We start from the raw sequence: 25,024 nt of genomic DNA, 5'->3' as shown, positions 1-25,024 counted from the left end.
TCGCCGATTGGGGCGGCGTAGAATAGCGGTCCCTGCGTCCATCCGCGCGACAACTCATCTGAATCCAGGCGGCGCAAGCTTGGCTCCAGGAAATCTCCCTACTTGTGCATCCAGGCTGCCGGCTCCTGCCCCGTCGCACCAGCAGACTCAATCGCCGCCATTACCTTAAGCACTTGCGCCGGATAACCGAAGATCGTCACGCCTTCGTGCTTACGGATGGCGTGACTGGACGACACGCGCAGGGTCGATTCGTTCGTGTCGGCAGACTGGCGGGCGGCTTGCCAGCCAGCGCGAAAGCCTCGATTGGTTTCGCCTGTCGCATTACGTCCGGCCCGCAATTCGTCCATCGACCAGTGCAAAAGCGCGAACTCTACCGGTTCGACTTCATCCTCTCGTTCATTGCTCATCGCTTTCTCCTTTTACAGCCGACTTACGCTGTTTTGCGCGCTCACGGGCGAGTTCGCTATGCTTCCGACGCCGATCCTTTTCAGACGCAGCGGCATCAAAGAGTTCGCGCCAAGCACCTTTACCTACGAATGCGTAGTGAAGCTCGCAAAGTTGCAAAACTTCGTCGTCGCCGCGAAACCAACTGACTTGGATATCAACCTTTCGGATAGCCGTAGCTGTGCAGCAGTGGCACAGCCGCTTTCCTTTGATGGCACGATCACTTCCGATATATGGGTAATTGCGACGGCTCACTTGCTTCCCCCTTTCGCAGCGGCGTATCGCTTGCGCAGGAATTCGCGCCAGCCGATCGAATCATAGAACTGCTCGCTACTTCCGACTGACCGGCGTAGATTGTCGAGCGTGTCGGACGCATCGGGGAAATCGACGCAGAGCCAGCGGGCATAGTCCGTGCAGCCGGCCCGCCAGCGGTCCAATTCGATCATTTCTGCGCGGCCAATGTGCCAAAGCAGCCAATTTCGAAACCAGTTCAGCATTGGTTATCCCCTTTCGCAGCGGCGCGGTCGATTTCGGCGAAACGGCCATCGAAAAATTCAGCGTGCGGTCGAACCCAAATTCCATAGGGGGCGTCCTCGCTCTGATATACGACAACATGCGTACAGTCAGACTCCATTCCGCCTTCGCAGATGATCCGGTACTGACAGCCCGTCTTTACGTGACGGAATCGTCTGGCGCCGGCTGCCTCGCTCATCGTCGGGCCAGTGGCTAGATCGCCTGGAATGGCCCGAATGGCGGCGCACAATCCACGCAGCATTTCGCGCTCGATCTCAGGATTGTTGAACTGCATTACACGTCCGTCGGGAAGCCGAACGTCTTCTGGCGTTAGAAACGAACGGATTCTCGAAAGAATAGCGATGCTGCGTGCCGAAATGTCCCGCGCATGATCCCTCTCGGCGCGCAATACTTCCGCCTCGCTCATCGTCGGGGCAGTGGCGAGGATGCGAGGCTCGACGTGGAACGCTGCGAACGAACCCGATAGGTCGTGGCGCTTCTGCATTTCCTTCGCATGGATTCGGGCCGCGATTTCACTTTGGAAAATGTCGTGCAGGCACACGCCGCTGTACACGGCCCATACTGGCGTCTCCCGCCCATCAGCAGGCGCAGCGCTGGCTTCGAAAAGAAGCGACTCCAATTCCTCGCGCACTGCTATTTTCTGCCGCTCCAGCGCCTCGCTCGTTCGGAAATCGCTTATCGATCGGGCCAATAAATCACGGCTGATGGCGACAGTGCTTGCATCTTCGCGATACGGTTTGAGATCGTCGTCACGCATGATCGTCTCCTTTGGCGGCGAGAAGGGCGCGTCCATACTCGATCAACACGTCACACGGAATGCGCTGGACAGCCGCTGAGCATCGCAATCGCATGTTTACCAGGTCGTCCAGCCCGCGCTCCGCTTGCTGCTCGCTGGCTTCATGTGTCTCGTTGACGAGTTCGGTAATCGCGGCTTCCAGGTCGGTAGCGTCCGCGTCTCCAGGCGCTTCCGCGTCCGCCCAATGCTCGGCATACTCGCCGTTCTTGAGCATCGCGACGACTGCCTTTACTGCGCGACGCAACAGATCGTCTTGCTGCTCGCTATCGGGTTGCGGGGCGGCGCATACGTACTCAAGCATTTGCCGTGCTTGCTCTGCGTGCAAAAGATTCGTTCCGGTAGGCCACAAAGCCAAGTTGGCTGGCGGCTTGAACGAAATCCCAGCATCTGGCGCGAAGTCTTGCGGTAGCTTCCAGCCAAGGAAGCGATCCACCATGCCCGCAATATCCGGCTCCCCTGCCGCCGCCTCGGATGCGCGGGCGAGTGCGGCTCGCAAGCGTTCGCCGGCCGCAATGATGGCGTCGCGCTTCTCGGCGGACGGCGCCCGGATGATAACCGCGCTGTCGCCTTGCGTCAGATTGTGGAATTGGCGCGCTGCTTCCCACAACTCATCCCGCGCCCCCGCCTCGACGGCCGGCGCTGGTGCGCTGTCGGCGTTGCTGCGGAAATTCATATACGGGTTAGCTCGCACCAGTGCATCGCATTCGGCGCGTTCTGCATCGTCGAGCTGTTCAAATAGATCGCTCTGCATAACGCGCATCGCCAATTTCCAGCCCATTTGTCCGTGCTCTACAGACGCCGCCTCGACGACCGGCGCTTGCTTCGTTTCCTTGTTGTCGCTCATGTCATTCACCTCGGGTTGGATAAACTGTCTCGCAGCGCTTTAAGCCACTCGTTGCGCTTCTCGGTGCGCACGACTTCTTCGCGGTGCGCATTCTCGTGATACGCAAGGTCTTGTCGTAGCTCTGCGAGCCGTATCGACAACCATCCATCGGCCGACTTCTTTTCAGGTACCGCGTCATGCGAAGTATCACAATCAAAGTTGATCGACTTGACGATCTGATCTTCCATGAACGCCTTGTACTCGACATGGTCTGGCGTCGGTGCCTCCCACGCACGAACACTGGCGAGCATGTTCTCGTACTTCGTTCGCAGGCTAGCCGCCCGACTCATGCGTCTGCCATACGACTCCATCTCGCTCGCATAGTCCCTATCTCGCTCGACATCAACCTGCGCGGGCCTCATTGCAAGGATTCGGTTCAACTCAGCGTGAGTGGACTCTAATTTCTTCTGGTGGTAATCGGATGGCTCGAATCGATGTGGGATCGGAGCATCGCTCGGTTCATCACGCATCAGTATGAGCGCCCCGAAAGCTCTGGCACAGATGAGCGCATATTGCTCAAACGTTATTCCGCCCGCGATTGCTGCAGTGTATCCGGTGGGCATTCTGTCATTCTCCAAAAAGCGGCCCGCTATGCCAGCCGGGCACCGAAAAACCGAGCGCATACGAGGCATGGAGATGCCGCGCTCGGCGAGAGGATTACGTTTCGACGTTTGCTTTCCCACGCCGATAGGTCTGGGTAAATTGCATGTTGACGCTGTGGCCAAGATCGCGGACTACATTCGCCAGACGCGCGCGATCGTGATGGCTTGCTGGCGCCTGTCGTAGTAATCCGAAGTAGCTGTTGGCCATGACGTGCACATCAGCGGCCGGCGCGATCGCGACGCGTCTCAAACCTTCGCGAAACGTGCGGCGGCGAGTTGACCGGCGCCATGGCTTGATGACTTGTCCTACGAAGTCGATGCCGCGCCCGACCGGCTGCAGAATGGTCTTGTGCTCATTCAGTCGCACGCCGAGGCGCTCTGGCAGAAACGCGGCAATGTTGGCGTGCGCTTCACTGAGCCATTGCACCGATTCGTGCAGTAGAACAAAGTCATCGACGTAGCGGATGTAATGCCGGCTGCGCAGCTGGTGCTTCACGTGCTGATCGAGCACGTCGAGATAGACGTTCGCAAAAAATTGCGACGATAGATTGCCGATCGGCAGACCCAGGTGCCCCGGCTGTTCCATGAGCCTCTTATGCGGCAGCACCCGTTCCATCATTGCGGGGTCGCCGCGGAACTCGAAATCGCTGCGAGGGTCGTGCATCAGCACAAGCTCCGTCAGCGACATCCACCATGGCTCGCCGATCTTCGATGCAAGCAGTTCCAGCAAGACGCATTTGTCGATCGAGACGAAGAAGTTGGCCAGATCCAGCTTCAGGTAGAACGCTGGACGCGACCAGTTTTGCGTGATCGACCGCACCTTCGACTCCAGGCGCTCGGCGGCATACAGCGTGCCGCGCCCGCGTATGCAGGCGCAGCTATCGGCAATAAATGCGTTCTCGAAGCGTGCGGCGATCCGGTTATAGAGCAGGTGGTGGACCACGCGGTCGCGAAAGTCCGCCGCCCACACCTCCCTCGGTTTGGGCCTCGTCACCACAAAGCAGATCGAACGGCCCGGGCGATACGAGCCATCGATCAGCTCGCCGTATAGGCGAGCGAGGTTGCGCTCGAGCCGCTGTTCGAACTCGAGCGCGTTCTTGCTGTTTCGCTTCGTGCGCCGGCAATCGAAATATGCGGCGACGAGCTCTTGGAACGATACGGCATCGCTTCCATCTGCGGACGGCGCGAGCGCGACCGGTGTTGTCCTTGTTCGCGTTGTTCTGGTTGCCATCATCGAAGTTCTGGTTCCAGGCGTTGTTGGCCGAGTACTGCGTCGTATCGTGCTATCTACGTCGCTTTGCTGAAGGCCCTCACCGATCAGCAAAGAAACTGCGCGGGACCTGCGCAGCAACGCTGCCGGTATCCGTATTGCGCATGTCGGTGTCCTCGTGAGACAGCGGCACGACCAGATAGAAAATCGCACAGGCATCACGGCCTTGACCGTGAGGCAACGGGCGACGATGCTGAAGATTTTCGCCAGCCACCAGCTTGCCGCCCTACAGATGCCGTGAGTTCGATCGCTTTTGCGTAATGCTTCGTCGCAATGAACCTCATGTCGTGCGCGAGGCGCAACAGAAGGTTGATCACGTCGACTCGCTCAAGCAGATCGTTCAGGTAGGGCACCTTGTCGATCGCCGCGTTCGCTCGGAAAATCAACGTCACAATTTCGAGCGCTTCGTCGCGGATCCGGCCGCCGAGGGAAAGTTTGAAGTCCCTCGGCATATTCCGCGTCGATTCGGTGACCTCTTTGAAGAGGTCATACGCGACCTTGTAAATCGGCAGTTCTTTGGCGGCGGCCATGGCTAAATTTCAAAAGTCAAAATTACAATCTGCGGACGGCGCGAGCGCGACCGGTGCTGACCTTGCCCGCGACGTCCTGGTAGCCAACATCGAAGATCTGGAGCCAGGCGCTGCTGGCCGAGCACTGCGTCGATGACCAGTACCAGCCCTTCACGAAGTGATCCGCGAGGTTCAATTCGGCGAGCGCGAGTTCGCGGCGCGAGGGCAGATAGAAATCGCGATGCCCATCGATCTCCAACTGCGTTGCCCACTTTGCCGCTTGGTAATCGGCTCCCAGCAACGCAAGCGCCTTCGTATTCGCAAGCCCGTCTGTATGACTCGTCGCGCCGGTATCGGCGTTGTACGGCCCCCACTTGATGCCGTCGTGTGTAGCGCTGGGATGCGTCGGTACGATCAGGTGCCAGCCGCGCGCGCCGCCCTCGCCGCGCATGAAGCCGGCATAGATGCCGCCCTCCCCCTCCCAGTACTCGCCCACTGCCGGCATGCCCTTCTCAGCCTTTTCGGATACGCGCCCAAGCGCGGAATCGAGCCACGCTTTGACCGCCGCGTCCTTCGGCACGCTCAGACGTCCGCCGTGGAACGGGATTTCGATTTCTGCTGCGTTCATATCGATCCTTTAAAAAATTGGCCCCTGTGCGAGCAGGCCATCAAAGTGCGTCGCGTCCGAGGCAATCAGCGCGACGTGTTGCTCAACTGCGCATCGAGCGCCCGAATGCGGGCAACGACGCGCTCGGGTAAGGGAAATGCCTGGCCGCCGTGCAGTGCAGCGAAGGCGGGGCGCAGAATCTCCCTATCGCTCGGAGGAATATCGGCATGTTCAAGTCGCCGAAGTGCCTCGAATATCGGTTCGCAAGCCATCATCGCGGCCTCCATTCGGTGCCGCGCACGATCCGACCTACTGGCTCCAGCACGAGTACTTCCGATTCCTTCTCACCGCGCACGAGGCGCTGCCCGCGCTTCTGTGCTTTTTCGAGCGAGTCGTGACGTTGAGGCTTCGCGGAACGGCCGATCGTGACGAACAGGGGCGATTTCGACCCGATCGGGCCGAGCGTCAGTTCGTCGATACGCGCCTCCAGATCGGCGCAGTTCTGGCGCCACTTCACCAGCGACCGCTTGTTGGATTCGTTCTCGACATCCAATTCGTCGCATCTGAGGCGCAGCGCGTCGCGCTCGGATGCCGTCGCCTTCGCGATTTCGACCATCGACCGAGCCGTATCGAGCGCCTCAGTCATCGTGCCTGGCAAGCCGAAAATCTCCATCAGCTCTCGCGTCTGCGCGGCCAACTTTGCAAACGCTTTCTCGGCCTCCGTCTGAATCGGCTCTGGTTCTGGCTTCGAAGCTGCAGACGAAGCGCCGGATCCTGGAACAACTTCGGCGATGTGCTCGATTTCAGGCGTTTCAGAGACGCCACAACTTTGCGCAACGTTGGTCTGAGCCGGCAGGCGCGCGAGCCAATACACGTACTCGTTGCCACCGCCCTTGCGCTTCTCGCGCTCGATCACGCCGTCCGCGTGTAGACGATTCAATTCCTTCGCTACATCGAGATGCGGCATGCCAATTCGCTCGGATATCCGCTTCGCAGTGGCCTCGCTTGCCGTCCCCAGGTACGTCTCTATGTCCTTCCTCACGATGCCTCCGGATCCAGGGTCGTGTGCGTTAGATCGAACGGTAATGGCCTCGGAAACCACACGGGCAACTGTTCGAAGCTGTCACGCATCTTCATGATCCCGCCGAAAACCTCGAGATCGCCCAAGCCGCCCACAACGAACATCAGTGGGCTATCGGCATCACGCGTAAAGAAGCGGATGCTGCCGAAGAACTGTCCGATCACGAGCGCGTCCTTCAGATAGGCTGGATTAATGGCCCCGGAAATGCCTTCGCTGTAGCCGATCGCCGAAGCGACATTCTCGATTCGCGGGAAGGTACCTTCGATCAGCGACTTTCCTGGCTGAATGAATTGCGGTTGACCGCCTTCGTCGTTGACCATCGCTGAACCGTTCGACATCACGTCCACCGTGGCTTTGGCGTTGCAGGACTTCAGCGCATCTTTTTTCACCGAGACAGTGATTTCGCTCTCGGCATACCCGTGCTGGTCGCGGATCACGACATAGCGGTGGCCATCCGTCGCAACGATCATCACCGTGCCATCCTCGAGTGGTCGGATGTTGATTCCATTGAGGTAGTAGCGGATGTCGTTCTGGGCCATGAAAGGAAATGCGACCTTGATTGCCATCGCGTTCACGCGAGCGATCATGCGTGCAACTGCGTTGGTTTCGGGTTCGTGTTGAGGTAGCCCTTCTATCGAGAGCTGAGCATCGTTCGGTGCGTTCATTCGAATCGTCCAGGCCAATATGTGGGGGCTCCGATCGCCGGCCAGTCGGAGAAACGCTATTGCCAATTCCAGTCGGCCGGCGGCGGCGCCCGTTCGTTACGCTGCGCGCTCCAGCTCGGCGGCAGCCTTTTCGATGTGGCGGATTAATGCTCCGCAAATACCTACGAAGTCACTCTCGAAATACAACTTCGCCGATTTTTCGGTTGTCGCGTGCTTAAATCCGAGCATCGCCAGACCCTCGGCCGTCAACGTGATCGGCGCGAGGCGTTCATTGATCTGGCCGAGCCGCAGTGTCGCGGTGCCTTTTGCAGAAACGACGGCAGATGACGGCAATGGTGCTGGCGCGATCCAGGGCGCACGTTCCGCCTGAGGCGCAATTGCCACAGTCAATGCTGGTTGCGGCGAACGCCGATAATAAAAATGGGCGTTCATTTCATGGCCGGATCCGCAAGCGCGCCATTCCTCTTGCGGGCCGCGCCGATAGTCCAACGTTTCGCCACTGGCTGATGCGGCAACGGCCTCTTCAAAGGTTGGATATTCGCCCTTCTCGCGCAACGCCTGATACTCTGCGGCCAGCGCCTTTTTCGCCTCCTCCGCCTTCGCCGCTTCAGCGCGCTCGTGCTCGTCGATACGGCTCCGCACCGCGAGCTCAAAATCTTCCGATGGCTTTTGGATCAGCGTCTGAAGATCCCGGAACAGAAACTCGTGGTTGTTGGCGTGTTGCTCGTACCAGTCCAACTTCGCGCGCAAATCACGGGCAGCCGCATCCGCAGCGATCTTTCCGTTGGCCAGCGCGGTGTCGAGCTTGTCGTTGACGCTAGCGATCGTCTTCAAGCCCTTGATGACGCCAGCGAAATCCGGTGGCGTGACCACGATGCTTACGTCGCCGAGTGCGTTGTTGAGCGCTTCGACATGATCGGCATACTTCTTTCGGCGCGCCTCGACGGCGGCTTCCTTGATTTCCTTCTTGCGGCGTTCGACGAGCTTGTCGAGGGCGAGGCGCTTTGAGCGAAACTGCTCGATGAGATGTTCGACCGTCCGCTTTACCTCGTCCACAGTGGCCATCTGAGCTATCGCGCCGTCCAACGCCGCGGCCAGCCGTTTTTCGGCATCGTCGCAAAAATTGACGGTTGCGGCCGCATTGACGAAATCTTCGTCCGTTTCCAGGTCGGTCTTGATGCTCGCGATGTACTGCTCGGCGGCCGACCGGAACGCTGGCAGGTTGCTCGTGATGACCTCGCCGCGGATTTGGACTGCCAGCGCCGGGAGCGCCATGATCGCGCTCGGTGTGGGCGCCTCGACAACCTCCATCGGCTGGTACTCGGCGAGATCCTTTTCAAACTGTGCCCAGCCGGCGCGCAACCGTTGGAACCACGCCTCGTCGGGCAGCACATCAAGCGTCACGAGAGGATCAGGCGTGCCGTCCGAGCACGTGAACACCACCCGCGCCGCGCCGGTCACCAGCATGATCTGCTGCGCCTGCGGCACGTGCTCTTCGGGCAGCACGCCATTCGAGAGCGCATCGAACAGCGCTGTGTTGTACTGCTTATGTTCGAAGGCGATGTCTTCGGACATCGTCAAGCCATCGCAGGACGCCGACAAACGACCGAGCGAGCACGTGACCGGATACAGATCCGACCCGATCATTTCCTCGACGATCGGCCGCGCCAACGCCTCGACCTCGTGGCCGTAGTCGAGGATGTTCTTCTGCACCCACTCGCTGAACTCGCGCGCGGTACCGGTATGCTTCATGTGAAGCAGCTCGCTGCGGCGAACCTTCGATGACAGGCCGAGCATCGCGGCGGCTTCGCTCGCACCAAAATGCTCCAGTCGAAATTGCTCCCATTCGGGCGTACCCTGGATGAGGTTGTGGATGATGCGTTCAGTCATTTTCGTGGCTCCACGCGTCGATCTGCGTCTTCTGGTCTTCCGTCAAGCGTGTGCGCGTCTCGATCGTTGCGATCAGCTCGGTGACGGACTTTTTCTTGTCGAGGATGGTCTTGCGCCATTCGGCGGCCTTCTTTTTGAATTCGTCGTCCGTACAGACGGGAACCGTCTTGGCGCCTGTTGGGTTGCTATCGCCGGAAGTCGCGCTCCCATTAGACGGCGCGCCCGCACTCTGACCGTCGTTCCCGCCCTGCTGTTCGGCCTTGTTGTCCATCACCGATTTCCACGTCGCCTCACCGTCCTTAATTGCGCCGAAGATGCCGCGCAGGTCGACGAGCTCGGACGGCGAGCAGGTATCGAGCGAGTGGCCGAGATACGCAGTCAAGTCCGCAGCTTTCACGCCGATCTCGGCAAACGCGTCGGCGATCCGCTTGCGCTCGGCGGCAGGGTCGCGCGCGGCCTCGTCCATACGCACAGCCTTGATGATCGCCTCAGCTTCGTCCTGGAGGTCGCCGGGGATGATGCGCAATCCAAGCGTCCGGATCGCCTTTGAGATCTGCGCCGCACGCTTATTGAGCAAGTCGTCATCGTTGGCCGGTACCGTAAAGACATTCTTCCCGTAGCTGTTTTTCCGGACCGAAATGTATGAGCCATCATCCAGCGGCTTCGAGCGCTCGACAGTCTTCGATACACGGACATCGAGCGGATACGTCAGGTTGGATTCGAGGTCCGTCACGCTGACGCGATGGACTTCTTTGGCGTCGTCTTCGAAGATCATGGTCGTCTCGACCAGAACGTTTGTCATGCAGCGCAGCGCGACTTCGACGAACCGAATCCCCAGCCCTTCGACGCCATTCCCGATAGGCTTTCGGTAGTACGCGCTCTTGTTGTGAGCGAACGACGGCCGCTTGCACTCGGTGATGAGGTCCTGTCGGACTTGATCCCAGTTGCGGGGGCGCTGCATCGCCATGATGTAGCGCGCCTCGACCATTGCCTTCGACTGAGCCGCGACGGCCGTCGATGCGGTTTCGACAACCGCGGTCATCTGCTGTTGTGCGCCGAATTCGTTACGCGTGGTCAGTGCCGTGCTCATGCCTGCTCCAGTTTCGGCGCCGACTCCACCTTGACGAACGGGTATCTTTCCGTGAAAGGCTTGATGTTCTTGCCGAAATGAGTGCCTTTTGACTCGGCCGCCTTGAATGCGGCGTAGTCGTCAGCCGTGAAGTTGCTGTAGTGATACAGCGAACCGGGACCGCTGCGGCTCTTGAAGCGAATCGCAAGCGTGTTGGTTTGAGCGTCGTGCCCGATGCTATGGATCTGTGAGGACTCGACGGAGTCCATCGCTATTTGCTTCGTCATGTAGAACTCCTGGTGTTCGCCATGTACTTCAGTTGCAACATGGCGGCGTTGTCTGAATCCAATCCGTGAGCGACGTACAGCGCCACCGCACAGATCACCAACATCGCGGCAAAAGCCGCTTTTGGGTGCTTCTGATAGAAGCGATCAAACGCGCGGATCATCAATACCTCCTCTTGTTGGCAGAGCTTCCGGCGCCGCGCACGAATGCAATGAGGGCGGCCAGCAGGAAGATGTAAATGACGCTGGCGACGATCAACTTCACGCGATCCTCGCGCCGGTAATTGGGTTGTATGTCCCGCGCTGCGGAGCGTTCTCCGGGTGCAGCAAATAGCGATTTCCGAGTCGTGCCTTTTGCCGATCCCGCTCAACCTCTTCGAGCACGCGGTGCTTCTCTGCCTCGGAAAGACCACTATCGAAATGCCGCAAATCGGTACCGCGCTTTGGTGTTTGGAACACTTCAACCCCCGACAAGAACCAGAAGCAAATGACCGCCGAAAATGAACGGTAGACCAGCCATCGCTGCAAACAGTCCGAAGCAAGTCCCAGCAACGACGGAGTGCGTCGCCTCAATGCGTCGGTATTCAATTTCATCGACCAATGTCATAAGGACTCCTAAGTAGGTAATCCTCAACGGATCGCGCTATGGCACAGCCCATCGGTGCAGTCGACGCGAGCTAGGGCATTACCCGCGCCACTCGTCCAACCACCCGCTAACGCGATCCGTTCAGGATGCCCGGATAAGGCCCCGGGCCAGCCCCTCCTAACACACGCGTGGGCGACGCGCGGCGCACTTCAAATTGAGAAATTTCAAATGAATAATCTGCGGACGGCGCGAGCGCGACCGGGGTTGCCCTTGCCCGCGAGGTTCTGGTGGCCACCATCGAAGTACTGGCTCCAGGCGTCGTAGGCCGAGTACTGCATACTCGTCCAATACCAATCGTCCGTCTCGAACTTGTCGGGGATCGTCGCGAAGCACAGGTTTTGTTCGCGCTGCGCAGGCAGATAGAAATCTGAGTGGCCATCTTTCGAGTACTGCGCGGCCCATTTCGCGGCTGGGTGATCGCCGTCGGCGGAGAGAATTGCCTTGGTGTTGGCAGCCCCATCGATACGACTGTCGGCGCCCTCGATCTTCTGGCCGTATTCACCCCATTCGAGCCCCTCGGCGCTTTCCTCGGAGACGATCAGATGGTACGGGCGCTGCCCGTTCTCGCCGGGCATCACGCCGGCATAAATGCCGCCCTGCCCTGGCCAGTACTCGCCGAGTTGCGGCACTTTGAGCGCCGAATTTTCGATCACTTCCGACATTGCCAACTCCTTTTTTGAGGTGTAACTGCTATCAGGATTCCGAAACCGCCGTCGCTTGCTCTGCCTCGGCTTTCGCCCGGGCCTTCACGCCTTCAAAGCACGGCTCGCAACACGTTGCGCTCACGCTGAATTTCGGCCTGACGTAGTAGCCGGTTTCGTACGTTCGCTTCTGCACGGCCGGATCCGGCTTCAACTCGCCGCACTCATCGCAGCGAGTCAGCGTGGTAATGCTCATTGGCCGATTGCGCCATTTCTCCAATTCAGCGGGCGTCATGTCGCAGATCCTCCGCATCGAATTCGTCATCCTGTTCGCCTTCGATCTCACGCTCTTCGGCGTCGACAGCTCGAGCGAGATCGCGATCGATGATCCAATCGCCCAGGGCTTCGGTCTGAGCGAGCGTGTGCATTACAGGCCACCACGCTGATCCGCGACGCCCTGCGCGATGATGTTCAACGCAAGCTCGCGCATCAGAACTTCAATGAGGCCGCCGAGCTTTCCATCAGGATTGCGTGGCATCGCACGCAGTTCCAGCAAGTCCTTTGCGAATAGGCTCATTTCGATCTCCTGTCCTGCCGCCCGGGGTCTTACGCGCTACTTCCGCTGCCCCAAGCACTTTCTCGCGGGTGGGGTATTCGGATTTATGCGGCAATCGCCTGCAACTTCTCGCACACTGCTGCGTTTGCCATCACCCGAGCTACCTGGGCTTGAGCGCGCGCGGCGCGGGCTTCGGCAGTGCGCTTTGATTCCTCGCACATCGCGACGGCCTGCTCTTCGGTGATCGTGCTCACCCCGTTGTGCGGCACGAACGAATAGAGCTGGGTGCCGCTTGTCAGGATGTAGGCGCCCGGGTTGCCGTCGCCAGCCGCCTCGAGCTTTGCAACCACAACCAAGCTCATGAAACCGACGCGAACGGTTTGGCCTGCGGTCCAGTCTTGTTTGCTCTTGCTCATCGAGGTCTCCAGTGGGTTCGGTGCTGCGTTGAGAAGAACAATAGCAAATGATCTTGTTAGACGCAATCATTTGCTATCGCTTGTCGATAAATTTTTTTCGCGCGCAGGACATCTGCGATAGCACCAACGAAAAAGCCCGCTCGGAGCGGGCTTTGGCGCGGGGCGACGCGGCAGACTATTTCAACGTCGTGACGAAGGTGTACAGCTTGGTGGCGTTGTTGGGGATGCGGACGAGGGCGTACGATAGGAATGCAACATCGACCAGAATCACCTGCTGCCCCTTCTCGAAGACCACGCATTCGCCGGACGAGAATTGGCGCTGCAACAGGCGCACTTCATGGTTCGAAAGATAGCTCTCAGCGTCCTTGAACGCTTGCTCCGACACGCAGCCGAAGCTGTTCTCCGTGACGGTTTTGAGCGTTCCTGCGGCTGCGCTGCCGCAGACCGCAGCGATGGCTCCAGCCAGAATGATGGAGCGCATTACCGCCTCCGATACTTTCGATGCTCGACCATGACCCCGATAATGCGCAGGTGGTCCCGCTCGCTGTTGAGGACGGGATAGTCATCGTTCATGGGTACCAGCTCGAAGATCATTTCGCCGCGCGCATCAGTGCCGCGTGGCCGGTACTTTTTAAACGTTGCCTCTTCCTCTGTGTTCTTGGCGACGACGAAATCGCCTGGCACCGCGCCTACCGCCGGATCGATGATGACGACATCGCCCTCCCGGAACTCCGGCAACATCGAATCCCCCTTGATCCTGAGCCCGAACGCGCCATCCGAGACGTCCAAGTCCGTTAGGATCAGCTCAAATCCGTCCCCCAATGCAAAAGGATCCGCTACATCGGTCATCATGCCGGCCTGCACAAAGCTGATTATTGGTATGCGGCGGTGCCCGACCGTTGCGGGTGCCACGTTCTGGTCGAATTGTCCTCGGCCTTCGGCAGCAAGGATATCCCTACCCGATGTAGGCAGTTGCCTAGTTAGACCGTTCTTTTCGCCCTTCATTGAGGCATCGCCAATGCCACTTTTGTGGTTTGAGACTTCCTCGACCAGACCTCGATCAAAGTAGAGGGCCGGCAACCCCAACTCGCTTTCGAGTCTGCGGGCAGTGCTTTCCCCAAAGCTCCTGCCCCCTCGATAGTTCTTGTTGAGTATTTGTCGCAGTCTCGTGGCGTCTTGGCCGTGCTTGCGTGCGAACGCGGAGACGTTTCCTTCGGTCTCCGTTTCGACCAGTTCCCTCAGCTTGTTGCGGCGGTGTGCATCCATATCCATAGCCTGCATTACACCTGAAAACTAGCATTTGCTGTGTTCGCAAAGTTTATTGTTTTGCGATCATCTGCTTGCTCTTTGCGAGAGCATTTGCTATCGTTACCGGCATGGACAAACTTCATGCCTTCTTCAAGAACCTGACCAAAGACGAGCGCGACGCATTCGCGAAGTCCGTGGGGACTTCAGTCGCTTACCTCTGGCAGGTCATCTATCGGCAGCGGCGCTGCAGCGAATCGCTCGCAATCGAGATCGACAAGGCCTCCAACGGCGCTGTGCGTGTCGACGATATTCGACCCGATGTCGATTGGCGGTACGTGCGCAACTCCGCACAAGCGATCGCAGATGGAGGCGTCCGCCCACCGGACGAGATCGAGTCCAGTGATGACGCGCAGCCGCCCGTCGGCAGTTCCAAGAAAGGTCCTCGCGGCAAAGGATAGCAGCGCCGCACGAATGGTCTCCCGCACACCTTGCTGCATGTGCGGTTCGGGTGTCCCCCGGCACCCCTTTTTTATTCGAAGTGCGATCGAGTCGCTCGTGTGAAGTGAGTTTGGCATAGCGGTTCTTGTTGGTTGTTGTATCGGAGACGCAAGTCTCCCTTTTTTGCGCCGCACCACGAAACCCTAACCGTCCCTAATTGTTAGGGAGCGCGCAGATAGGCGCCTAGTAGAGGACTGGATGATGCAAACGAAGCTGTTCTACGACGACGAATTCGAGGCGCTCCAGCTGATGTGCGCCAACAGCGGCAAGCAGCTGAAAGAGATTGCCCAGCATCTCTGGCCCGATATGAAGCTCGAGAGCGCATACGCGAAGCTCAAGGCCTGCCTCAATCCCAAGGGCGACGAGAACCTGAAGTTCAGCCAAGTGCTGGCCCTCATGCGCTTCTGCAACTGCTACGACCCGCTCTACTGGATGTGCGACGAAACGATGCACGCGCGGCCCGATCGGAAGGCCCCCGAAGACGATGTGGTCAAGCTGTCGGAGACCATCCAATCGGCGGCCGAAGCCATTGCGAAGGCGACGGCTGCGCTCGATCGAATCCAAGCGCAGACATCGACGATGCGCGCGGTGCCGCGGAGAGCCGCATGAAGCGCGACGCGTTTTCATTGTCGCTAGACCTCGGTGCAGAGTTGATCGTCGACAACTTCGCAGGCGGTGGTGGTGCGAGTACCGGGATTGAGCGCGCATTCGGCCGACCGGTGAACATCGCGGTCAATCATGATGGCGAAGCGCTCGCGATGCACGCCGCGAATCATCCGGGAACCAAGCACTACCGTGAGGATGTGTTCGACATTCATCCCGGCTTCGTGACGAACCAACAGCCGATCGGACTCGCGTGGTTCAGCCCAGATTGCTTCCCCGCCGGAACATTGATTTTGACCGATCGTGGATATCGTGCGATCGAAACGATTCGCGAAGGCGACATGGTGCTGACGCACGCGGGACGCTATCGCCGCGTGTACGCGACCATGTCGGCCCGCAAGCAGGTGCACGAGATTGATATTCAAGGTGTTCCGACTATTCGAGTCACTGCGGAGCATCCCTTTTACGCTCGTGCCATGACGAACGCATGGGATAACGCCAACCGCCGCTATGCGCGTACGCTTGGCGCGCCCGAATGGGTCTCTGCGCGGGATATGCGCGTGGGCGCCGCACCCATGAACGCTGCCGGCGGCGACCGGCATTTTTGCGGAACTCCCTGCGCTTTCCCGTCCCTTCCGATTCCCACCGTCGCCGGGCGTGGCATTCCCATTGACGAGCGGCTCATGTGGCTAGCCGGACGCTACGTCGGCGACGGGTGGTCGCGCATCACTACGGAGCGGGCGGAACTCGTCATCATCTGCGGCAAGAGCGAAGCAGACGCCCTCCGAGAAAAGCTTAACGTGTGGCCGCGCGAGGGCGATCGCTCGGGATTCGGCGAAATCGCATGGCACGAGCGTGACACCGCGACCGCATATCAGTTCTCGACGAACCACCGCGGCTTGGTCGAGTGGCTGCGAGCCGAGTTCGGTCACGGTGGCGGCGTGAAGAGTTTTCCGGCGTGGGCGTTCGGATGCGCGGCGAGCCTGCGCCGCGCGCTACTCGACGGATATGTATCGGCCGACGGCAGCGATCTTCACGTGAAGGGCTTCCCCGTAACGGAGACGGTGACGATCTCGCGCGCGCTTGCCTTCAGCACTAAAGCATTGGCGGAGAGTCTCGGCCATACCGCACAGGTTTTCGGTCCCAGACAGAATAGCCGGGAAATCCAAGGGCGGCCGGTTGATGCAAAGCCAACCTATCTTGTGCGTTGGAGAGCGGAACTGCAGCGAAAACAGACAGTCCGTGATGACTTGCACAACTGGTCGCGTGTGCAGCGGGTGTCCGACGCCGTCGCCGAGACGGAAGTCTTCAACATCTCCGTCGAAGACGACGAGACTTATATCGCCGATGGCATCGTTGTCCATAACTGCAAGCACCATAGCAAGGCCAAGGGCGGAAAGCCGCGCGAGCAGAAAATTCGCGGCCTCGCCTGGGTGACGCTCAAGTGGGCGACCTTCCAAACGCCGCGCTGCATCGCGCTCGAGAACGTCGAAGAATTTTTGGACTGGGGGCCGCTCGACATTCATGGCCATCCGATCAAATCAGAGAAGGGACGCACATTCCGGGCATTCGTCGCGGCCCTGTCGACGGGTCTCGATCCGGCGCATCCGGACGTCCAGGAGATCTATCAAACACTCGGGGCTGACTTTCCGATGGAGCGCCTGTACGCCGGTCTTGGATACACCGTCGAATGGCGCATCCTCCGTGCCTGCGACTTTGGTGCTCCGACCATCCGCAAGCGCCTCTATCTGTTCGCGCGCCGCGACGGCCTTCCCATCGTTTGGCCGATGCCGACGCACGCCGATCCGAAATCCGACGACGTGAAGCGCGGCAGACTGATGCCATGGCGCACCGCCGCGGAGTGCATCGACTGGTACATCCCCTGCCCGTCTATCTTCGAGCGCGAGCGGCCGCTGAAGGACGCCACGCTGCGCCGCATCGCGCGCGGCATCATGAAGTTCGTCGTGAACAGCGCCGATCCATTCATCATCCCCGTGACGCATCACGGCGCGCACCGTGGCACGTCGGCCGGGAGCCCAGTCCCGACCGTCACGGCAGCGCATCGCGGCGAACTAGCGCTCGTCTCTGCAGAGTTGGAAGTTGTGCCGACCTTCGATGAATGGATAAAGGACACCGCCGCGCTCGGCGGCACGCGTCAAGAATACGATCGCATCTATGGCCCGGGCGCGCTCCATGCAGCACACACGCTGATCCAGACGGGCTATGGCGAGCGCCCCGCGCGCTGGCGCTGCGACGACTGCGGCCATGTCCATGACGTCGAGCCGGTATGCGGCTGCACCGCTTGTGGATCGGAAAATGATCTGATCCGTATCGGCGGCCAAGCGCCGCGCGTGCCGGGCCTAGATAAACCGCTTGGCACGATCGTGGCGGGCGGCGCAAAGCATGCGCTCGTCACCGCCTTCCTCGCGAAGCACTTCACCGGCGTCACCGGTACTCGCCTGGACGTTCCGGCCGGCACCGTCACGACATCGGACCATCATTCGGTAGTCACTGCAACCCTGGAGAAAGCCGATGAAGGCAATCGAGGCAGTCCGTATCGCGCTGCAGTTGGGGCTGATCACGTTGAACGAGAAGGGAGAATTCTGGCGGATAGCAACATCCGACCGATACGGAACGATCACGCCGAAAACACCGAAGCGAGCCGAGTGCAGGCTGAAGAGCGGCTATCTTGGATTAAAAGTGTGCACGGGCGGAAGGCAGTACTTGATACAAGCTCATCGTGCGGTATGGGAGCTGACGAAAGGCCCAATACCAGCTGGACTGGAGCCCAATCACGAAGATGGCAACAAGCACAACAATGCGCCGGGGAATCTGGAGCTCATGACTCGCGGGAAGAACCACGAGCACGCATATGCGACGGGTCTGAGAAAGCCGCGGATAGCGCCGATCGTCGGCAATCTGTCGACGCAGGCAAAGGCGTTACGAGCGCAACAGATGACCTACGCGGAGATCGCGAGCGCGATGGGCGTTTCCCAGACGACGGCATTTCGAGCGGTGCAGCACGAGTCAAAGCCTTCCTGATCAAGTTTTATTCGCAGGGCGGTCAGTGGCAGGACGTTCGCGAACCGATGCACACGATTCCGACGAAGGATCGGCTCGGACTTGTGACGATCCACGGCGAGGACTATGCGATCGTCGACATCGGTATGCGGATGCTCACGCCACGCGAGCTCGCGCGCGCGCAGGGATTCCCGGATAGCTACGTGCTGGATCCTGTCGTCAACGGCAAACGGCTTTCGAAGTCCGCGCAGGTCAGAATGATTGGCAACAGCGTCTGCCCTCCGGTCTCTGAAGCACTCGTTCGCGCCAACTTCGCACACGAGCGTGAGCATGCGGGGGTAGCGGCGTGATCCACTACCACGGCCTTCCGATCACACCCGCGACGGCCGCCGCACGCGCGATCGCTGGCGGTCATGCCTTTGTTTCGTTTCATCATCCTGATCAATTGGGGCTCGCGCTTGAAGCGGCTCAGTCGTTTGCGCTGGACAACGGGGCCTTTTCCGCATGGCGCAGCGGACGCCCTGTCGGCGACTGGACGCCTTATTACGAATGGATCGCCGAATTGCATCGGTACCCGTCGTTCGACTTTGCCGTCATTCCCGATGTGATCGATGGCGACGAGTCAGCGAACGACGCACTGCTCGACGAATGGCCATGGAGGATTCGCGCACCGTGGGTGGGAGCACCGGTGTGGCATCTGCATGAGAGCCTTGAGCGGCTTGAGCGGCTCGCTTTCGCGTGGCCGCGCGTTTGCCTTGGCAGTTCAGGAGAATTCGCCACCGTCGGAACGCCGCCATGGTACCGGCGCATGGCTGAGGCAATGAATGTGCTTTGCGACAAGCACGGCCGGCCGATCTGCAAGATCCACGGCTTGCGAATGCTCAATCCCGAGGTCTTTACAAAGTTTCCGTTCGCCTCGGCCGACAGCACGAATATCGGCCGCAACATCGGCATTGATAGTGCGTGGCGCGGACCTTATACGCCCGCAACAAAGGAGTCCCGCGCGCAGGTCATGCGTGAGCGCATTGAATCTCATCAGGCGCTGACATTCTGGCAGCGCGAGCTCGCACCCATCCAGACGGCATTCGACCTGGAGGTCGCATGAGCTCACCCGACTACGCTGAGTTCCTGCGCCAGAAGATCAGTATGGCGAGTTACTGCGGCTTCGATGTCTCGCCGGACGAGATCAACCCCAATCTGAAGCCGCACACGCGGGATATCGTCCGCTGGGCCGCGCAAGGCGGCCGCCGCGCTGTGTTTGCCTCGTTCGGCCTGCACAAGACGGCGACGCAAATCGAATTGCATCGCCTGATCGGGATTCATCGCCCAGGATTGCGCCTGCAGGTGATGCCGCTCGGCGTGCGCCAGGAGTTCTTTCAGGAGATCGACGAGCGATTTCGGGACGAATACGGCGTCTCGGCCCGGTTCATCCGTTCAGACAGCGAAATCGACGACGAGCGCACCCTCTACTTCACGAACTATGAATCGGTTCGCGAGGGAAAGATCACCCCTTCGCTGTTCCGGGCCGCGAGCCTCGATGAGGCGGATGTGCTGCGCAGCTTCGGCTCGAAGACGTATCAGGAATTTCTGCCGCTGTTCGATGGAGTCGAGTTCAAGTTCGTGTGTTCGGCCACGCCGAGCCCGAACCGCTTCAAAGAGTTGATCCACTACGCGGGCTTTCTCGGCGTCATGGACACCGGCCAAGCGCTCACACGCTTCTTTCAGCGCGATAGCGAGAAGGCTGGAAACCTCACGCTCTATCCGCACAAGGAAAAGGAATTCTGGCTGTGGGTGTCGAGCTGGGCGGTCTTTTTGCAGCGCCCTAGCGATCTCGGCTACTCGGACGACGGCTACGAACTCCCCGAGCTCGACATCCGGTACCACGAGATCCCGAGCAATTACGAGGCTGCCGGCCATGAGCGCAACGGCCAAGGGCTTTTGATTCCGGATCTGGCCATGGGCCTCTCAGGCGCCGCTGGCGAGAAGCGTCGCAGTCTCGAAGCGCGCATCGAAAAGGTCGCCGAGCTCGTCGCCGAGCGGCCCGATGATCACGTCATCGTTTGGCATGACCTCGAGGACGAGCGCCATGCGATCCAACGCGAGATCACAGACGTGGTCAGCGTCTGGGGCACGCAAGACCTCGAGGAGCGCGAGAAGCGCATCGTCGACTTCTCTCGCGGCCGATTGAAACGCCTGTCGACCAAGCCGATCCTGGCCGGCGCCGGATGCAACTTTCAACGCCATTGCCATTGGGAAATCTTCGCCGGCATCGGGTTCAAGTTCCGCGACTTCATTCAAGCGATTCACCGCGTGCAGCGCTTTCTACAAAAGCACCGTGTGCGGATCGACATCGTCTACACAGAGGCCGAGCAGGAAACGCTGCGCACCCTGCTCGCCAAGTGGCAACAGCACAACGAGATGACCGAAAAGATGAGCCAGATCATCCGCGAATACGGCCTCAATCAGCTCGCCATGCAGCAGACGCTCGCGCGCTCGATCGGCGTCGAGCGCATCGAGGTATCGAGCGATCGCTTCACCGTCGCCAATAACGACTGCGTCGAAGAGGCTAGGCGCCTGCCCGATAACCACGTCGATCTGATCGTCACGTCGATTCCGTTTGCGAACCATTACGAGTATTCACCGAGCTACAACGACTTCGGGCACACCGAAGACAACGATCACTTCTGGCGGCAAATGGACTTCCTGACGCCGCAACTGCTGCGCATCCTGAAGCCAGGCCGCATCTATGCGTGCCACGTCAAAGATCGGATCCTGTTCGGCAACGTCACGGGAGCCGGCATTCCGACGGTCAGCCCGTTTCATGCCGAAGCGCTCTTCCACGGCCGTAAGCACGGGTTCGACTACTGCGGAATGATCACCGTCAATACCGACGTCGTGCGCGAGAACAACCAGACCTATCGCCTCTCGTATAGCGAGATGTGCAAGGACGGCACGAAGATGAGCGTCGGCTCGCCGGAATACATCCTGCTGTTCCATAAGCCGCAGTCGGACCGCTCGAAGGGCTATGCCGACGTCCCCGTGCGCAAGTCCAAGGCCGAATACAGCCTCGCGCGCTGGCAGATTGATGCGCACGCCTTCTGGCGCTCGAGCGGGAATCGTCTTGTCACTGCTGAAGAGCTCGCCGCCCTCGGTCCCGAGAACCTCGCAAGTCTGTTCACGAAATTCAGCCTCGAAAACGTCTACGACTACGAGTTCCACGTTCGAATTGGCGAGGAGCTCCAGGCGTCCGGCCGGCTGCCCACGAAGTTCATGAGCCTCTCGCCGGGCTCGCACGACCCGAACATATGGCACGACGTCACGCGCATGCTGACGCTCAACGGTGACCAAGCGAAACGCGCCGTCGAGAAGCATGTGTGCCCGCTTCAATTCGATATCGTGGATCGACTCATCGAGCGATATAGCAACCCCGACGAGCTTGTCTATGACCCGTTTTGCGGCATCGGCACCGTTCCATACCGAGCAATTCTGAAAGGGCGCCGTGGCGGCGGCTCCGAACTCAATCCGGGCTATTTCATGGATTCGGTGCATTACCTGCGCGCTGCCGAGCGCGAGTACTCAATGCCGTCGCTCTTCGACACGCTGCAGGTGGCAGCATGAAACGTGACCTGTTCACGACTGAATCCGGGTGGACTCACGACGCCCTCGCCCACGATCTCGCCGCGCATCTTCGCGGCATGACCGACCGACGCGTCTGGGTCGACATGCAACTGGGCCCGGCGGCCAGCACACGTCCGGATGTCTATGCGGTGCCTTGCAGTTTCTCTCGCTTTACCCCCCTCGCCTACGAATGCAAGGTGTCCGTATCTGACTTCCGGGCCGACGTGACGAAGGGAAAGTACACCGACTATCTCGCCTACGCGAGCGGCGTCATCTTCGCCTGCCCGGCTGGCCTATTGAAGAAAGAAGACATCCCGAAGGGCGCGGGCCTAATGACGCGCGGCGAAGAAGGCTGGCGTGTCGTGAAGGCCCCGAGCTTGTCGAAGTGCCCCGATCTTCCTCGATCACTTTGGCTGAAGCTGGTCATGGATGGCGAGCGCCGCGACCACGAGCGCCAGGCGTACATGGAACAGGCAGGCGCACGCGAGCTGAACGAATGGCGCGCCGCCGCGCGGATCCGTCAGCAATACGGGGAAGTCGTTGCGGCCGCGATCGAGGACCACCGGGACAAGACGACGCGACGACTCGATGCACTGAAGAACAAGCTCGCAATCGAAATCTCTTCGCTTGAAGCAGATCTGGAGCATCAGCGCGGGCGCCGCGCCGCCCTACGAGAGCGCGAAGACCGCGAGTGCAGCGACATGTTGCGTGACTTGGCGGCAGCGGTCGGCATGGAGCCGGACCCGAAGAACATTCGAGCCATGTCGAACCGCCTCGAATCGATGATCGCCCTCGCGCAACAGGATTCGACCGTGAAGGAATTGACGAACATCGTCCGCGGCATCGAATGGGGCGTGAAGCAGTTCCGCGAACTCGAATCTGCGCTCAAACCAGCGGATAGAACGGAGGCAATTTGAGCGATCTACCGGACCCGCTGACGCCTTCGGAATGCGATCTGCGAGATTTCCCATTCATGCCGTTGGATATCCAGCGCCTGCGTCGAAGCAAGGCTTGGCTCAAAGCCAAGCGCAACCCTGCTTTGGCGTTCTACATGATCAATCTCTGGACCGCTGCATGGCACGACGTGCCCGCCGGTTCTCTTGAGGACGACGATGACGTGCTGGCCGATCTCGCGATGTGCGATCCGGCGAAGTGGTCAAAGCTCAAGGCCGACGTTCTCCATGGATGGATCAAATGCAGTGACGGCCGGCTATACAACCCGACGACCTGCGAGAAAGCTCGCGAAAGTTGGGAATCCAAGGCTGAGCGGAAGGAGAAAGAAGCCAACGAGCGTGAGCGCAAGCGCCGCGAGCGCGAGGAACGCAGCGTGATGTTCGCGGCCCTTCGCGCAATGAACATTGTGCCGCCGTGGAACATAACCACTCGTGACCTTCGCACGCTGCACTCGGAACATGTCACGACCTGTCACGCACCTGTCCGCGTGACAGGTGAGGACGGTCACGGCAATACGGCGGAGGAGTCACGGCTAAGACAGGGACAGGGACAGGGACAGGGACAGGGACAGGGACAGGGACAGGGACAGGGACAGGGACAGGGACAGGGACAGGGACACCTTGATTCCGTACCTGACGGTACGGACGCTGTAGCGTCGCCGCCGAGCGGACTCGGTTCGAAAGATGCGGTTTTCCACGTTGCAGTGCCTTGGCTCGTTGAGCGCGGCGTGCCGGACAAAAACGCTCGCTCGCTCATGGGCGGCGCGATAAAGCAGCTCGGCGACGACGGCGCTTGGGATCTCGCCCAGCAGTTCATGCGGGAAAAGCCGGTAGAGCCTGCCGCTTGGATCGCGGGGGCCATCAATGCCCGGATGAAGCCCGGCCAATCCAACCGCAAGGCAGCGGTTGGACGCAACGACCGTTCGGCAGCAGCCGCGGCGATCTTTGGGCCCGGAAACTCACAAAGCGAGGTGATCGATGTCTGACGTCGACGAAGCGCAAATCAAACGGCTTTTCATGCTCCTGCACGGCATGTACGGCAATCAGGTGCTCGACAAGTACCGAATCGGGCAGGTCGATGACAAAGGCGAAGACGTTGGCATGGCTACCGCTCGATCGGTCTGGCTAAACGGCCTGCGAGAGTTCAGTGGCGACGTGATCCTGAAGGCTCTTGCCAAGTGCGCGGACAAGCACAAGACGTATGCGCCAACACTTCCCGAGTTCCGGGATCTGTGCAAATCGCTGACGCCTAGGGCATGGGAGCCGCGCAGTAATGCACCTCAACTCGAAATGAGCGATGCGCTCCGCACTGAACAGGTCGAGCGCGCCCGTCGCAAGATCGCCGAAACGCGCTTGCAGCGCGAGGGCGCCGTGCAAACACGAGACGGTCTACCTGGACTTCACGTCTTGATCGCCAAGGCCGTGGGGTATGCGGGTGGCGACGAGGTAGGGACTCTGCGGCAACTCGAGTCGAGGGATCGCAAATGACCTGGATCGCCGACCAGACTCCGGAAGAGTTGCGAATCTTCATGCGGCAGCGCGAAAAGCAGTGGATCGGGAGCATGACCGATGCACTCGCGATGCGCCTTTGGGCGGAAGTGAAGGCGCAGGACGAGCGGATCGCTCAACTCGAAAAGGAACTCGCCGCCGAGGAGCGCACGGAGTCCGCCGCATGAAGCAGATCGTCTTCACCATACCGGGCACGCCCGTCGCAAAAAGCCGCGCGAAATCGAGCTCGCGCATCGGTATAGGAGCCGGTGGCAAGCAGCGTGTTTTCACGCGCCACTACACGCCCGAGAAGACCGAGCGTTACGAAAACCTCGTGCGGCTCGCCGCGCAACAGGCGATGGCCTCCGCCTCGGTGTTCGACGGGCCCGTGCAACTGACGGTCGCAATCTACCTGCCCATCCCGCAGAGCTGGTCAAAGAAGAAACAGGAAAAGGCCCGCGCCGGCCTCATTGGCGCGACGAAGAAGCCGGACGCCGACAACGTGCTCAAGGCCTTGAAGGACGGGATGAATGGCGTCGTGTACGTCGATGATTCGCGCATCACGGACATCACCCTGCAAAAGCGCTACGCGGCGGCGCCGCGCGTCGATGTGATCGTGCGCGCTCTGGACCTGGAGGCAGCATGAAAGCCAAGAAGACGTGGAGTGCATGGACGACTCGTGAGGACGCGGTTCTCCGTGAA

Annotated in this window: 33 protein-coding genes and 1 pseudogene; 12 read left to right on the top strand and 22 right to left on the bottom strand. The window is 59.9% G+C overall.

Annotated features, from left to right (window positions below; translation table 11 throughout):
- Positions 1-98: 98 nt before the first annotated feature.
- From ACR9ZC_RS14035 to ACR9ZC_RS13930, 22 genes are all read right to left on the bottom strand, one after another.
- On the bottom strand, positions 99-407 hold the full coding sequence (locus tag ACR9ZC_RS14035; RefSeq protein WP_481580754.1) for a hypothetical protein: 309 nt from the start codon (positions 405-407) through the stop codon (positions 99-101).
- Positions 397-699: a hypothetical protein gene (locus ACR9ZC_RS14030; protein ID WP_481580753.1), complete on the bottom strand. Its 303-nt coding sequence runs from the start codon at positions 697-699 to the stop codon at positions 397-399. Before ACR9ZC_RS14030 ends, ACR9ZC_RS14035 begins: the two co-directional genes overlap by 11 nt.
- The gene (locus ACR9ZC_RS14025; RefSeq protein ID WP_481580752.1) at positions 696-890 is read right to left on the bottom strand and encodes a hypothetical protein; all 195 of its coding nucleotides are present in this window, start codon (positions 888-890) and stop codon (positions 696-698) included. Before ACR9ZC_RS14025 ends, ACR9ZC_RS14030 begins: the two co-directional genes overlap by 4 nt.
- A 44-nt stretch (positions 891-934) precedes the next feature.
- Positions 935-1,735, bottom strand: a complete 801-nt coding sequence (locus ACR9ZC_RS14020) for a DUF1653 domain-containing protein (protein ID WP_481580751.1) — start codon at positions 1,733-1,735, stop codon at positions 935-937.
- Entirely contained in the window at positions 1,728-2,618 is an 891-nt protein-coding gene (locus tag ACR9ZC_RS14015) for a hypothetical protein (protein ID WP_481580750.1), read from the bottom strand. The genes ACR9ZC_RS14020 and ACR9ZC_RS14015 overlap by 8 nt, the downstream gene beginning before the upstream one ends.
- A gap of 5 nt (positions 2,619-2,623) precedes the next feature.
- The gene (locus ACR9ZC_RS14010) at positions 2,624-3,220 is read right to left on the bottom strand and encodes a hypothetical protein (protein ID WP_481580749.1); all 597 of its coding nucleotides are present in this window, start codon (positions 3,218-3,220) and stop codon (positions 2,624-2,626) included.
- Positions 3,221-3,314: 94 nt separating this feature from the next.
- The gene (locus ACR9ZC_RS14005) at positions 3,315-4,583 is read right to left on the bottom strand and encodes an RNA-directed DNA polymerase (RefSeq protein WP_481580748.1); all 1,269 of its coding nucleotides are present in this window, start codon (positions 4,581-4,583) and stop codon (positions 3,315-3,317) included.
- A 104-nt stretch (positions 4,584-4,687) separates the two neighbouring features.
- Positions 4,688-5,059: a four helix bundle protein gene (locus ACR9ZC_RS14000; protein WP_481580747.1), complete on the bottom strand. Its 372-nt coding sequence runs from the start codon at positions 5,057-5,059 to the stop codon at positions 4,688-4,690.
- A 22-nt stretch (positions 5,060-5,081) separates the two neighbouring features.
- Complete coding sequence (locus ACR9ZC_RS13995) at positions 5,082-5,666, bottom strand: Lcl C-terminal domain-containing protein (RefSeq protein ID WP_481580746.1); 585 nt, start codon at positions 5,664-5,666, stop codon at positions 5,082-5,084.
- A gap of 250 nt (positions 5,667-5,916) precedes the next feature.
- The gene (locus ACR9ZC_RS13990) at positions 5,917-6,561 is read right to left on the bottom strand and encodes a 1-pyrroline-5-carboxylate dehydrogenase (protein WP_481580745.1); all 645 of its coding nucleotides are present in this window, start codon (positions 6,559-6,561) and stop codon (positions 5,917-5,919) included.
- A 122-nt stretch (positions 6,562-6,683) separates the two neighbouring features.
- A complete protein-coding gene (locus tag ACR9ZC_RS13985; RefSeq protein WP_481580744.1) occupies positions 6,684-7,391 on the bottom strand; it encodes a DNA polymerase III subunit beta family protein in 708 nt (235 codons plus the stop codon).
- Positions 7,392-7,487: 96 nt separating this feature from the next.
- Entirely contained in the window at positions 7,488-9,281 is a 1,794-nt protein-coding gene (locus tag ACR9ZC_RS13980; RefSeq protein WP_481580743.1) for a YqaJ viral recombinase family protein, read from the bottom strand.
- Positions 9,274-10,371 carry a hypothetical protein gene (locus ACR9ZC_RS13975; RefSeq protein WP_481580742.1) on the bottom strand — a complete coding sequence of 366 codons (1,098 nt, stop codon included), beginning with the start codon at positions 10,369-10,371 and terminating at the stop codon, positions 9,274-9,276. The genes ACR9ZC_RS13980 and ACR9ZC_RS13975 overlap by 8 nt, the downstream gene beginning before the upstream one ends.
- Entirely contained in the window at positions 10,368-10,637 is a 270-nt protein-coding gene (locus tag ACR9ZC_RS13970) for a KTSC domain-containing protein (protein ID WP_481580741.1), read from the bottom strand. The genes ACR9ZC_RS13975 and ACR9ZC_RS13970 overlap by 4 nt, the downstream gene beginning before the upstream one ends.
- Positions 10,634-10,798 carry a hypothetical protein gene (locus tag ACR9ZC_RS13965; RefSeq protein ID WP_481580740.1) on the bottom strand — a complete coding sequence of 55 codons (165 nt, stop codon included), beginning with the start codon at positions 10,796-10,798 and terminating at the stop codon, positions 10,634-10,636. The genes ACR9ZC_RS13970 and ACR9ZC_RS13965 overlap by 4 nt, the downstream gene beginning before the upstream one ends.
- Before the next feature lie 97 nt (positions 10,799-10,895).
- The gene (locus tag ACR9ZC_RS13960; protein WP_481580739.1) at positions 10,896-11,228 is read right to left on the bottom strand and encodes a hypothetical protein; all 333 of its coding nucleotides are present in this window, start codon (positions 11,226-11,228) and stop codon (positions 10,896-10,898) included.
- 216 nt (positions 11,229-11,444) lie between these two features.
- Positions 11,445-11,942 (bottom strand): Lcl C-terminal domain-containing protein, encoded by a 498-nt coding sequence (locus ACR9ZC_RS13955; RefSeq protein ID WP_481580738.1) that lies wholly within the window; start codon positions 11,940-11,942, stop codon positions 11,445-11,447.
- A 260-nt stretch (positions 11,943-12,202) separates the two neighbouring features.
- A complete protein-coding gene (locus tag ACR9ZC_RS13950; protein ID WP_481580737.1) occupies positions 12,203-12,349 on the bottom strand; it encodes a hypothetical protein in 147 nt (48 codons plus the stop codon).
- Positions 12,349-12,498: a hypothetical protein gene (locus ACR9ZC_RS13945; RefSeq protein WP_481580736.1), complete on the bottom strand. Its 150-nt coding sequence runs from the start codon at positions 12,496-12,498 to the stop codon at positions 12,349-12,351. The genes ACR9ZC_RS13950 and ACR9ZC_RS13945 overlap by 1 nt, the downstream gene beginning before the upstream one ends.
- Before the next feature lie 83 nt (positions 12,499-12,581).
- Positions 12,582-12,893 (bottom strand): hypothetical protein, encoded by a 312-nt coding sequence (locus ACR9ZC_RS13940; protein ID WP_481580735.1) that lies wholly within the window; start codon positions 12,891-12,893, stop codon positions 12,582-12,584.
- A gap of 175 nt (positions 12,894-13,068) precedes the next feature.
- Entirely contained in the window at positions 13,069-13,374 is a 306-nt protein-coding gene (locus ACR9ZC_RS13935) for a hypothetical protein (protein ID WP_481580734.1), read from the bottom strand.
- Complete coding sequence (locus ACR9ZC_RS13930) at positions 13,374-14,165, bottom strand: LexA family protein (protein WP_481580733.1); 792 nt, start codon at positions 14,163-14,165, stop codon at positions 13,374-13,376. Before ACR9ZC_RS13930 ends, ACR9ZC_RS13935 begins: the two co-directional genes overlap by 1 nt.
- Before the next feature lie 104 nt (positions 14,166-14,269).
- Here ACR9ZC_RS13930 and ACR9ZC_RS13925 point away from each other — a divergent pair, with 104 nt between their 5' ends.
- From ACR9ZC_RS13925 to ACR9ZC_RS13870, 12 genes and pseudogenes are all read left to right on the top strand, one after another.
- Positions 14,270-14,599, top strand: a complete 330-nt coding sequence (locus ACR9ZC_RS13925; RefSeq protein ID WP_481580732.1) for a YdaS family helix-turn-helix protein — start codon at positions 14,270-14,272, stop codon at positions 14,597-14,599.
- Between the two features lie 238 nt (positions 14,600-14,837).
- The gene (locus ACR9ZC_RS13920; RefSeq protein WP_481580731.1) at positions 14,838-15,248 is read left to right on the top strand and encodes a hypothetical protein; all 411 of its coding nucleotides are present in this window, start codon (positions 14,838-14,840) and stop codon (positions 15,246-15,248) included.
- Positions 15,245-16,972 (top strand): annotated as a pseudogene (locus tag ACR9ZC_RS13915) (Hint domain-containing protein); the annotation flags it as partial. The gene ACR9ZC_RS13920 and the pseudogene ACR9ZC_RS13915, both read left to right, overlap by 4 nt.
- 802 nt (positions 16,973-17,774) lie before the next feature.
- The gene (locus ACR9ZC_RS13910; RefSeq protein WP_481582668.1) at positions 17,775-18,284 is read left to right on the top strand and encodes an HNH endonuclease signature motif containing protein; all 510 of its coding nucleotides are present in this window, start codon (positions 17,775-17,777) and stop codon (positions 18,282-18,284) included.
- Complete coding sequence (locus ACR9ZC_RS13905) at positions 18,248-18,613, top strand: DNA cytosine methyltransferase (protein WP_481582667.1); 366 nt, start codon at positions 18,248-18,250, stop codon at positions 18,611-18,613. The genes ACR9ZC_RS13910 and ACR9ZC_RS13905 overlap by 37 nt, the downstream gene beginning before the upstream one ends.
- Complete coding sequence (locus ACR9ZC_RS13900; protein WP_481580730.1) at positions 18,610-19,368, top strand: hypothetical protein; 759 nt, start codon at positions 18,610-18,612, stop codon at positions 19,366-19,368. The genes ACR9ZC_RS13905 and ACR9ZC_RS13900 overlap by 4 nt, the downstream gene beginning before the upstream one ends.
- A complete protein-coding gene (locus ACR9ZC_RS13895) occupies positions 19,365-21,881 on the top strand; it encodes a DNA methyltransferase (protein ID WP_481580729.1) in 2,517 nt (838 codons plus the stop codon). The genes ACR9ZC_RS13900 and ACR9ZC_RS13895 overlap by 4 nt, the downstream gene beginning before the upstream one ends.
- Complete coding sequence (locus ACR9ZC_RS13890; protein ID WP_481580728.1) at positions 21,878-22,798, top strand: hypothetical protein; 921 nt, start codon at positions 21,878-21,880, stop codon at positions 22,796-22,798. Before ACR9ZC_RS13895 ends, ACR9ZC_RS13890 begins: the two co-directional genes overlap by 4 nt.
- Positions 22,795-23,820: a DUF1376 domain-containing protein gene (locus ACR9ZC_RS13885; protein WP_481580727.1), complete on the top strand. Its 1,026-nt coding sequence runs from the start codon at positions 22,795-22,797 to the stop codon at positions 23,818-23,820. The genes ACR9ZC_RS13890 and ACR9ZC_RS13885 overlap by 4 nt, the downstream gene beginning before the upstream one ends.
- Complete coding sequence (locus ACR9ZC_RS13880) at positions 23,813-24,322, top strand: hypothetical protein (RefSeq protein ID WP_481580726.1); 510 nt, start codon at positions 23,813-23,815, stop codon at positions 24,320-24,322. Before ACR9ZC_RS13885 ends, ACR9ZC_RS13880 begins: the two co-directional genes overlap by 8 nt.
- Positions 24,319-24,510 carry a hypothetical protein gene (locus tag ACR9ZC_RS13875; protein WP_481580725.1) on the top strand — a complete coding sequence of 64 codons (192 nt, stop codon included), beginning with the start codon at positions 24,319-24,321 and terminating at the stop codon, positions 24,508-24,510. The genes ACR9ZC_RS13880 and ACR9ZC_RS13875 overlap by 4 nt, the downstream gene beginning before the upstream one ends.
- Entirely contained in the window at positions 24,507-24,968 is a 462-nt protein-coding gene (locus tag ACR9ZC_RS13870; protein ID WP_481580724.1) for a RusA family crossover junction endodeoxyribonuclease, read from the top strand. The genes ACR9ZC_RS13875 and ACR9ZC_RS13870 overlap by 4 nt, the downstream gene beginning before the upstream one ends.
- The last annotated feature ends 56 nt before the right edge of the window (positions 24,969-25,024 follow it).

Source organism: Trinickia sp. HAY1-2D (genome assembly GCF_056754935.1).
This window is presented reverse-complemented; position numbering and strand designations above follow the sequence as displayed.

Bases quoted from the DNA above. Each gene is read 5' to 3' on its own strand.
- ACR9ZC_RS13920 (WP_481580731.1), top strand. From the start codon at position 14,838: ATGATGCAAACGAAGCTGTTCTACGACGACGAATTCGAGGCGCTCCAG.
- ACR9ZC_RS13965 (WP_481580740.1), bottom strand. From the start codon at position 10,798: ATGATCCGCGCGTTTGATCGCTTCTATCAGAAGCACCCAAAAGCGGCT.
- ACR9ZC_RS14035 (WP_481580754.1), bottom strand. From the start codon at position 407: ATGAGCAATGAACGAGAGGATGAAGTCGAACCGGTAGAGTTCGCGCTT.
- ACR9ZC_RS13910 (WP_481582668.1), top strand. From the start codon at position 17,775: ATGAAGGCAATCGAGGCAGTCCGTATCGCGCTGCAGTTGGGGCTGATC.
- ACR9ZC_RS13955 (WP_481580738.1), bottom strand. From the start codon at position 11,942: ATGTCGGAAGTGATCGAAAATTCGGCGCTCAAAGTGCCGCAACTCGGC.
- ACR9ZC_RS13960 (WP_481580739.1), bottom strand. From the start codon at position 11,228: ATGAAATTGAATACCGACGCATTGAGGCGACGCACTCCGTCGTTGCTG.
- ACR9ZC_RS13870 (WP_481580724.1), top strand. From the start codon at position 24,507: ATGAAGCAGATCGTCTTCACCATACCGGGCACGCCCGTCGCAAAAAGC.
- ACR9ZC_RS13880 (WP_481580726.1), top strand. From the start codon at position 23,813: ATGTCTGACGTCGACGAAGCGCAAATCAAACGGCTTTTCATGCTCCTG.
- ACR9ZC_RS14015 (WP_481580750.1), bottom strand. From the start codon at position 2,618: ATGAGCGACAACAAGGAAACGAAGCAAGCGCCGGTCGTCGAGGCGGCG.
- ACR9ZC_RS14025 (WP_481580752.1), bottom strand. From the start codon at position 890: ATGATCGAATTGGACCGCTGGCGGGCCGGCTGCACGGACTATGCCCGC.
- ACR9ZC_RS13940 (WP_481580735.1), bottom strand. From the start codon at position 12,893: ATGAGCAAGAGCAAACAAGACTGGACCGCAGGCCAAACCGTTCGCGTC.
- ACR9ZC_RS14010 (WP_481580749.1), bottom strand. From the start codon at position 3,220: ATGCCCACCGGATACACTGCAGCAATCGCGGGCGGAATAACGTTTGAG.
- ACR9ZC_RS13925 (WP_481580732.1), top strand. From the start codon at position 14,270: ATGGACAAACTTCATGCCTTCTTCAAGAACCTGACCAAAGACGAGCGC.
- ACR9ZC_RS13975 (WP_481580742.1), bottom strand. From the start codon at position 10,371: ATGAGCACGGCACTGACCACGCGTAACGAATTCGGCGCACAACAGCAG.
- ACR9ZC_RS13945 (WP_481580736.1), bottom strand. From the start codon at position 12,498: ATGAGCCTATTCGCAAAGGACTTGCTGGAACTGCGTGCGATGCCACGC.
- ACR9ZC_RS13950 (WP_481580737.1), bottom strand. From the start codon at position 12,349: ATGCACACGCTCGCTCAGACCGAAGCCCTGGGCGATTGGATCATCGAT.
- ACR9ZC_RS14020 (WP_481580751.1), bottom strand. From the start codon at position 1,735: ATGCGTGACGACGATCTCAAACCGTATCGCGAAGATGCAAGCACTGTC.
- ACR9ZC_RS13935 (WP_481580734.1), bottom strand. From the start codon at position 13,374: ATGCGCTCCATCATTCTGGCTGGAGCCATCGCTGCGGTCTGCGGCAGC.
- ACR9ZC_RS14000 (WP_481580747.1), bottom strand. From the start codon at position 5,059: ATGGCCGCCGCCAAAGAACTGCCGATTTACAAGGTCGCGTATGACCTC.
- ACR9ZC_RS13980 (WP_481580743.1), bottom strand. From the start codon at position 9,281: ATGACTGAACGCATCATCCACAACCTCATCCAGGGTACGCCCGAATGG.
- ACR9ZC_RS13995 (WP_481580746.1), bottom strand. From the start codon at position 5,666: ATGAACGCAGCAGAAATCGAAATCCCGTTCCACGGCGGACGTCTGAGC.
- ACR9ZC_RS13930 (WP_481580733.1), bottom strand. From the start codon at position 14,165: ATGGATATGGATGCACACCGCCGCAACAAGCTGAGGGAACTGGTCGAA.
- ACR9ZC_RS13895 (WP_481580729.1), top strand. From the start codon at position 19,365: ATGAGCTCACCCGACTACGCTGAGTTCCTGCGCCAGAAGATCAGTATG.
- ACR9ZC_RS13970 (WP_481580741.1), bottom strand. From the start codon at position 10,637: ATGACGAAGCAAATAGCGATGGACTCCGTCGAGTCCTCACAGATCCAT.
- ACR9ZC_RS13890 (WP_481580728.1), top strand. From the start codon at position 21,878: ATGAAACGTGACCTGTTCACGACTGAATCCGGGTGGACTCACGACGCC.
- ACR9ZC_RS13985 (WP_481580744.1), bottom strand. From the start codon at position 7,391: ATGAACGCACCGAACGATGCTCAGCTCTCGATAGAAGGGCTACCTCAA.
- ACR9ZC_RS13875 (WP_481580725.1), top strand. From the start codon at position 24,319: ATGACCTGGATCGCCGACCAGACTCCGGAAGAGTTGCGAATCTTCATG.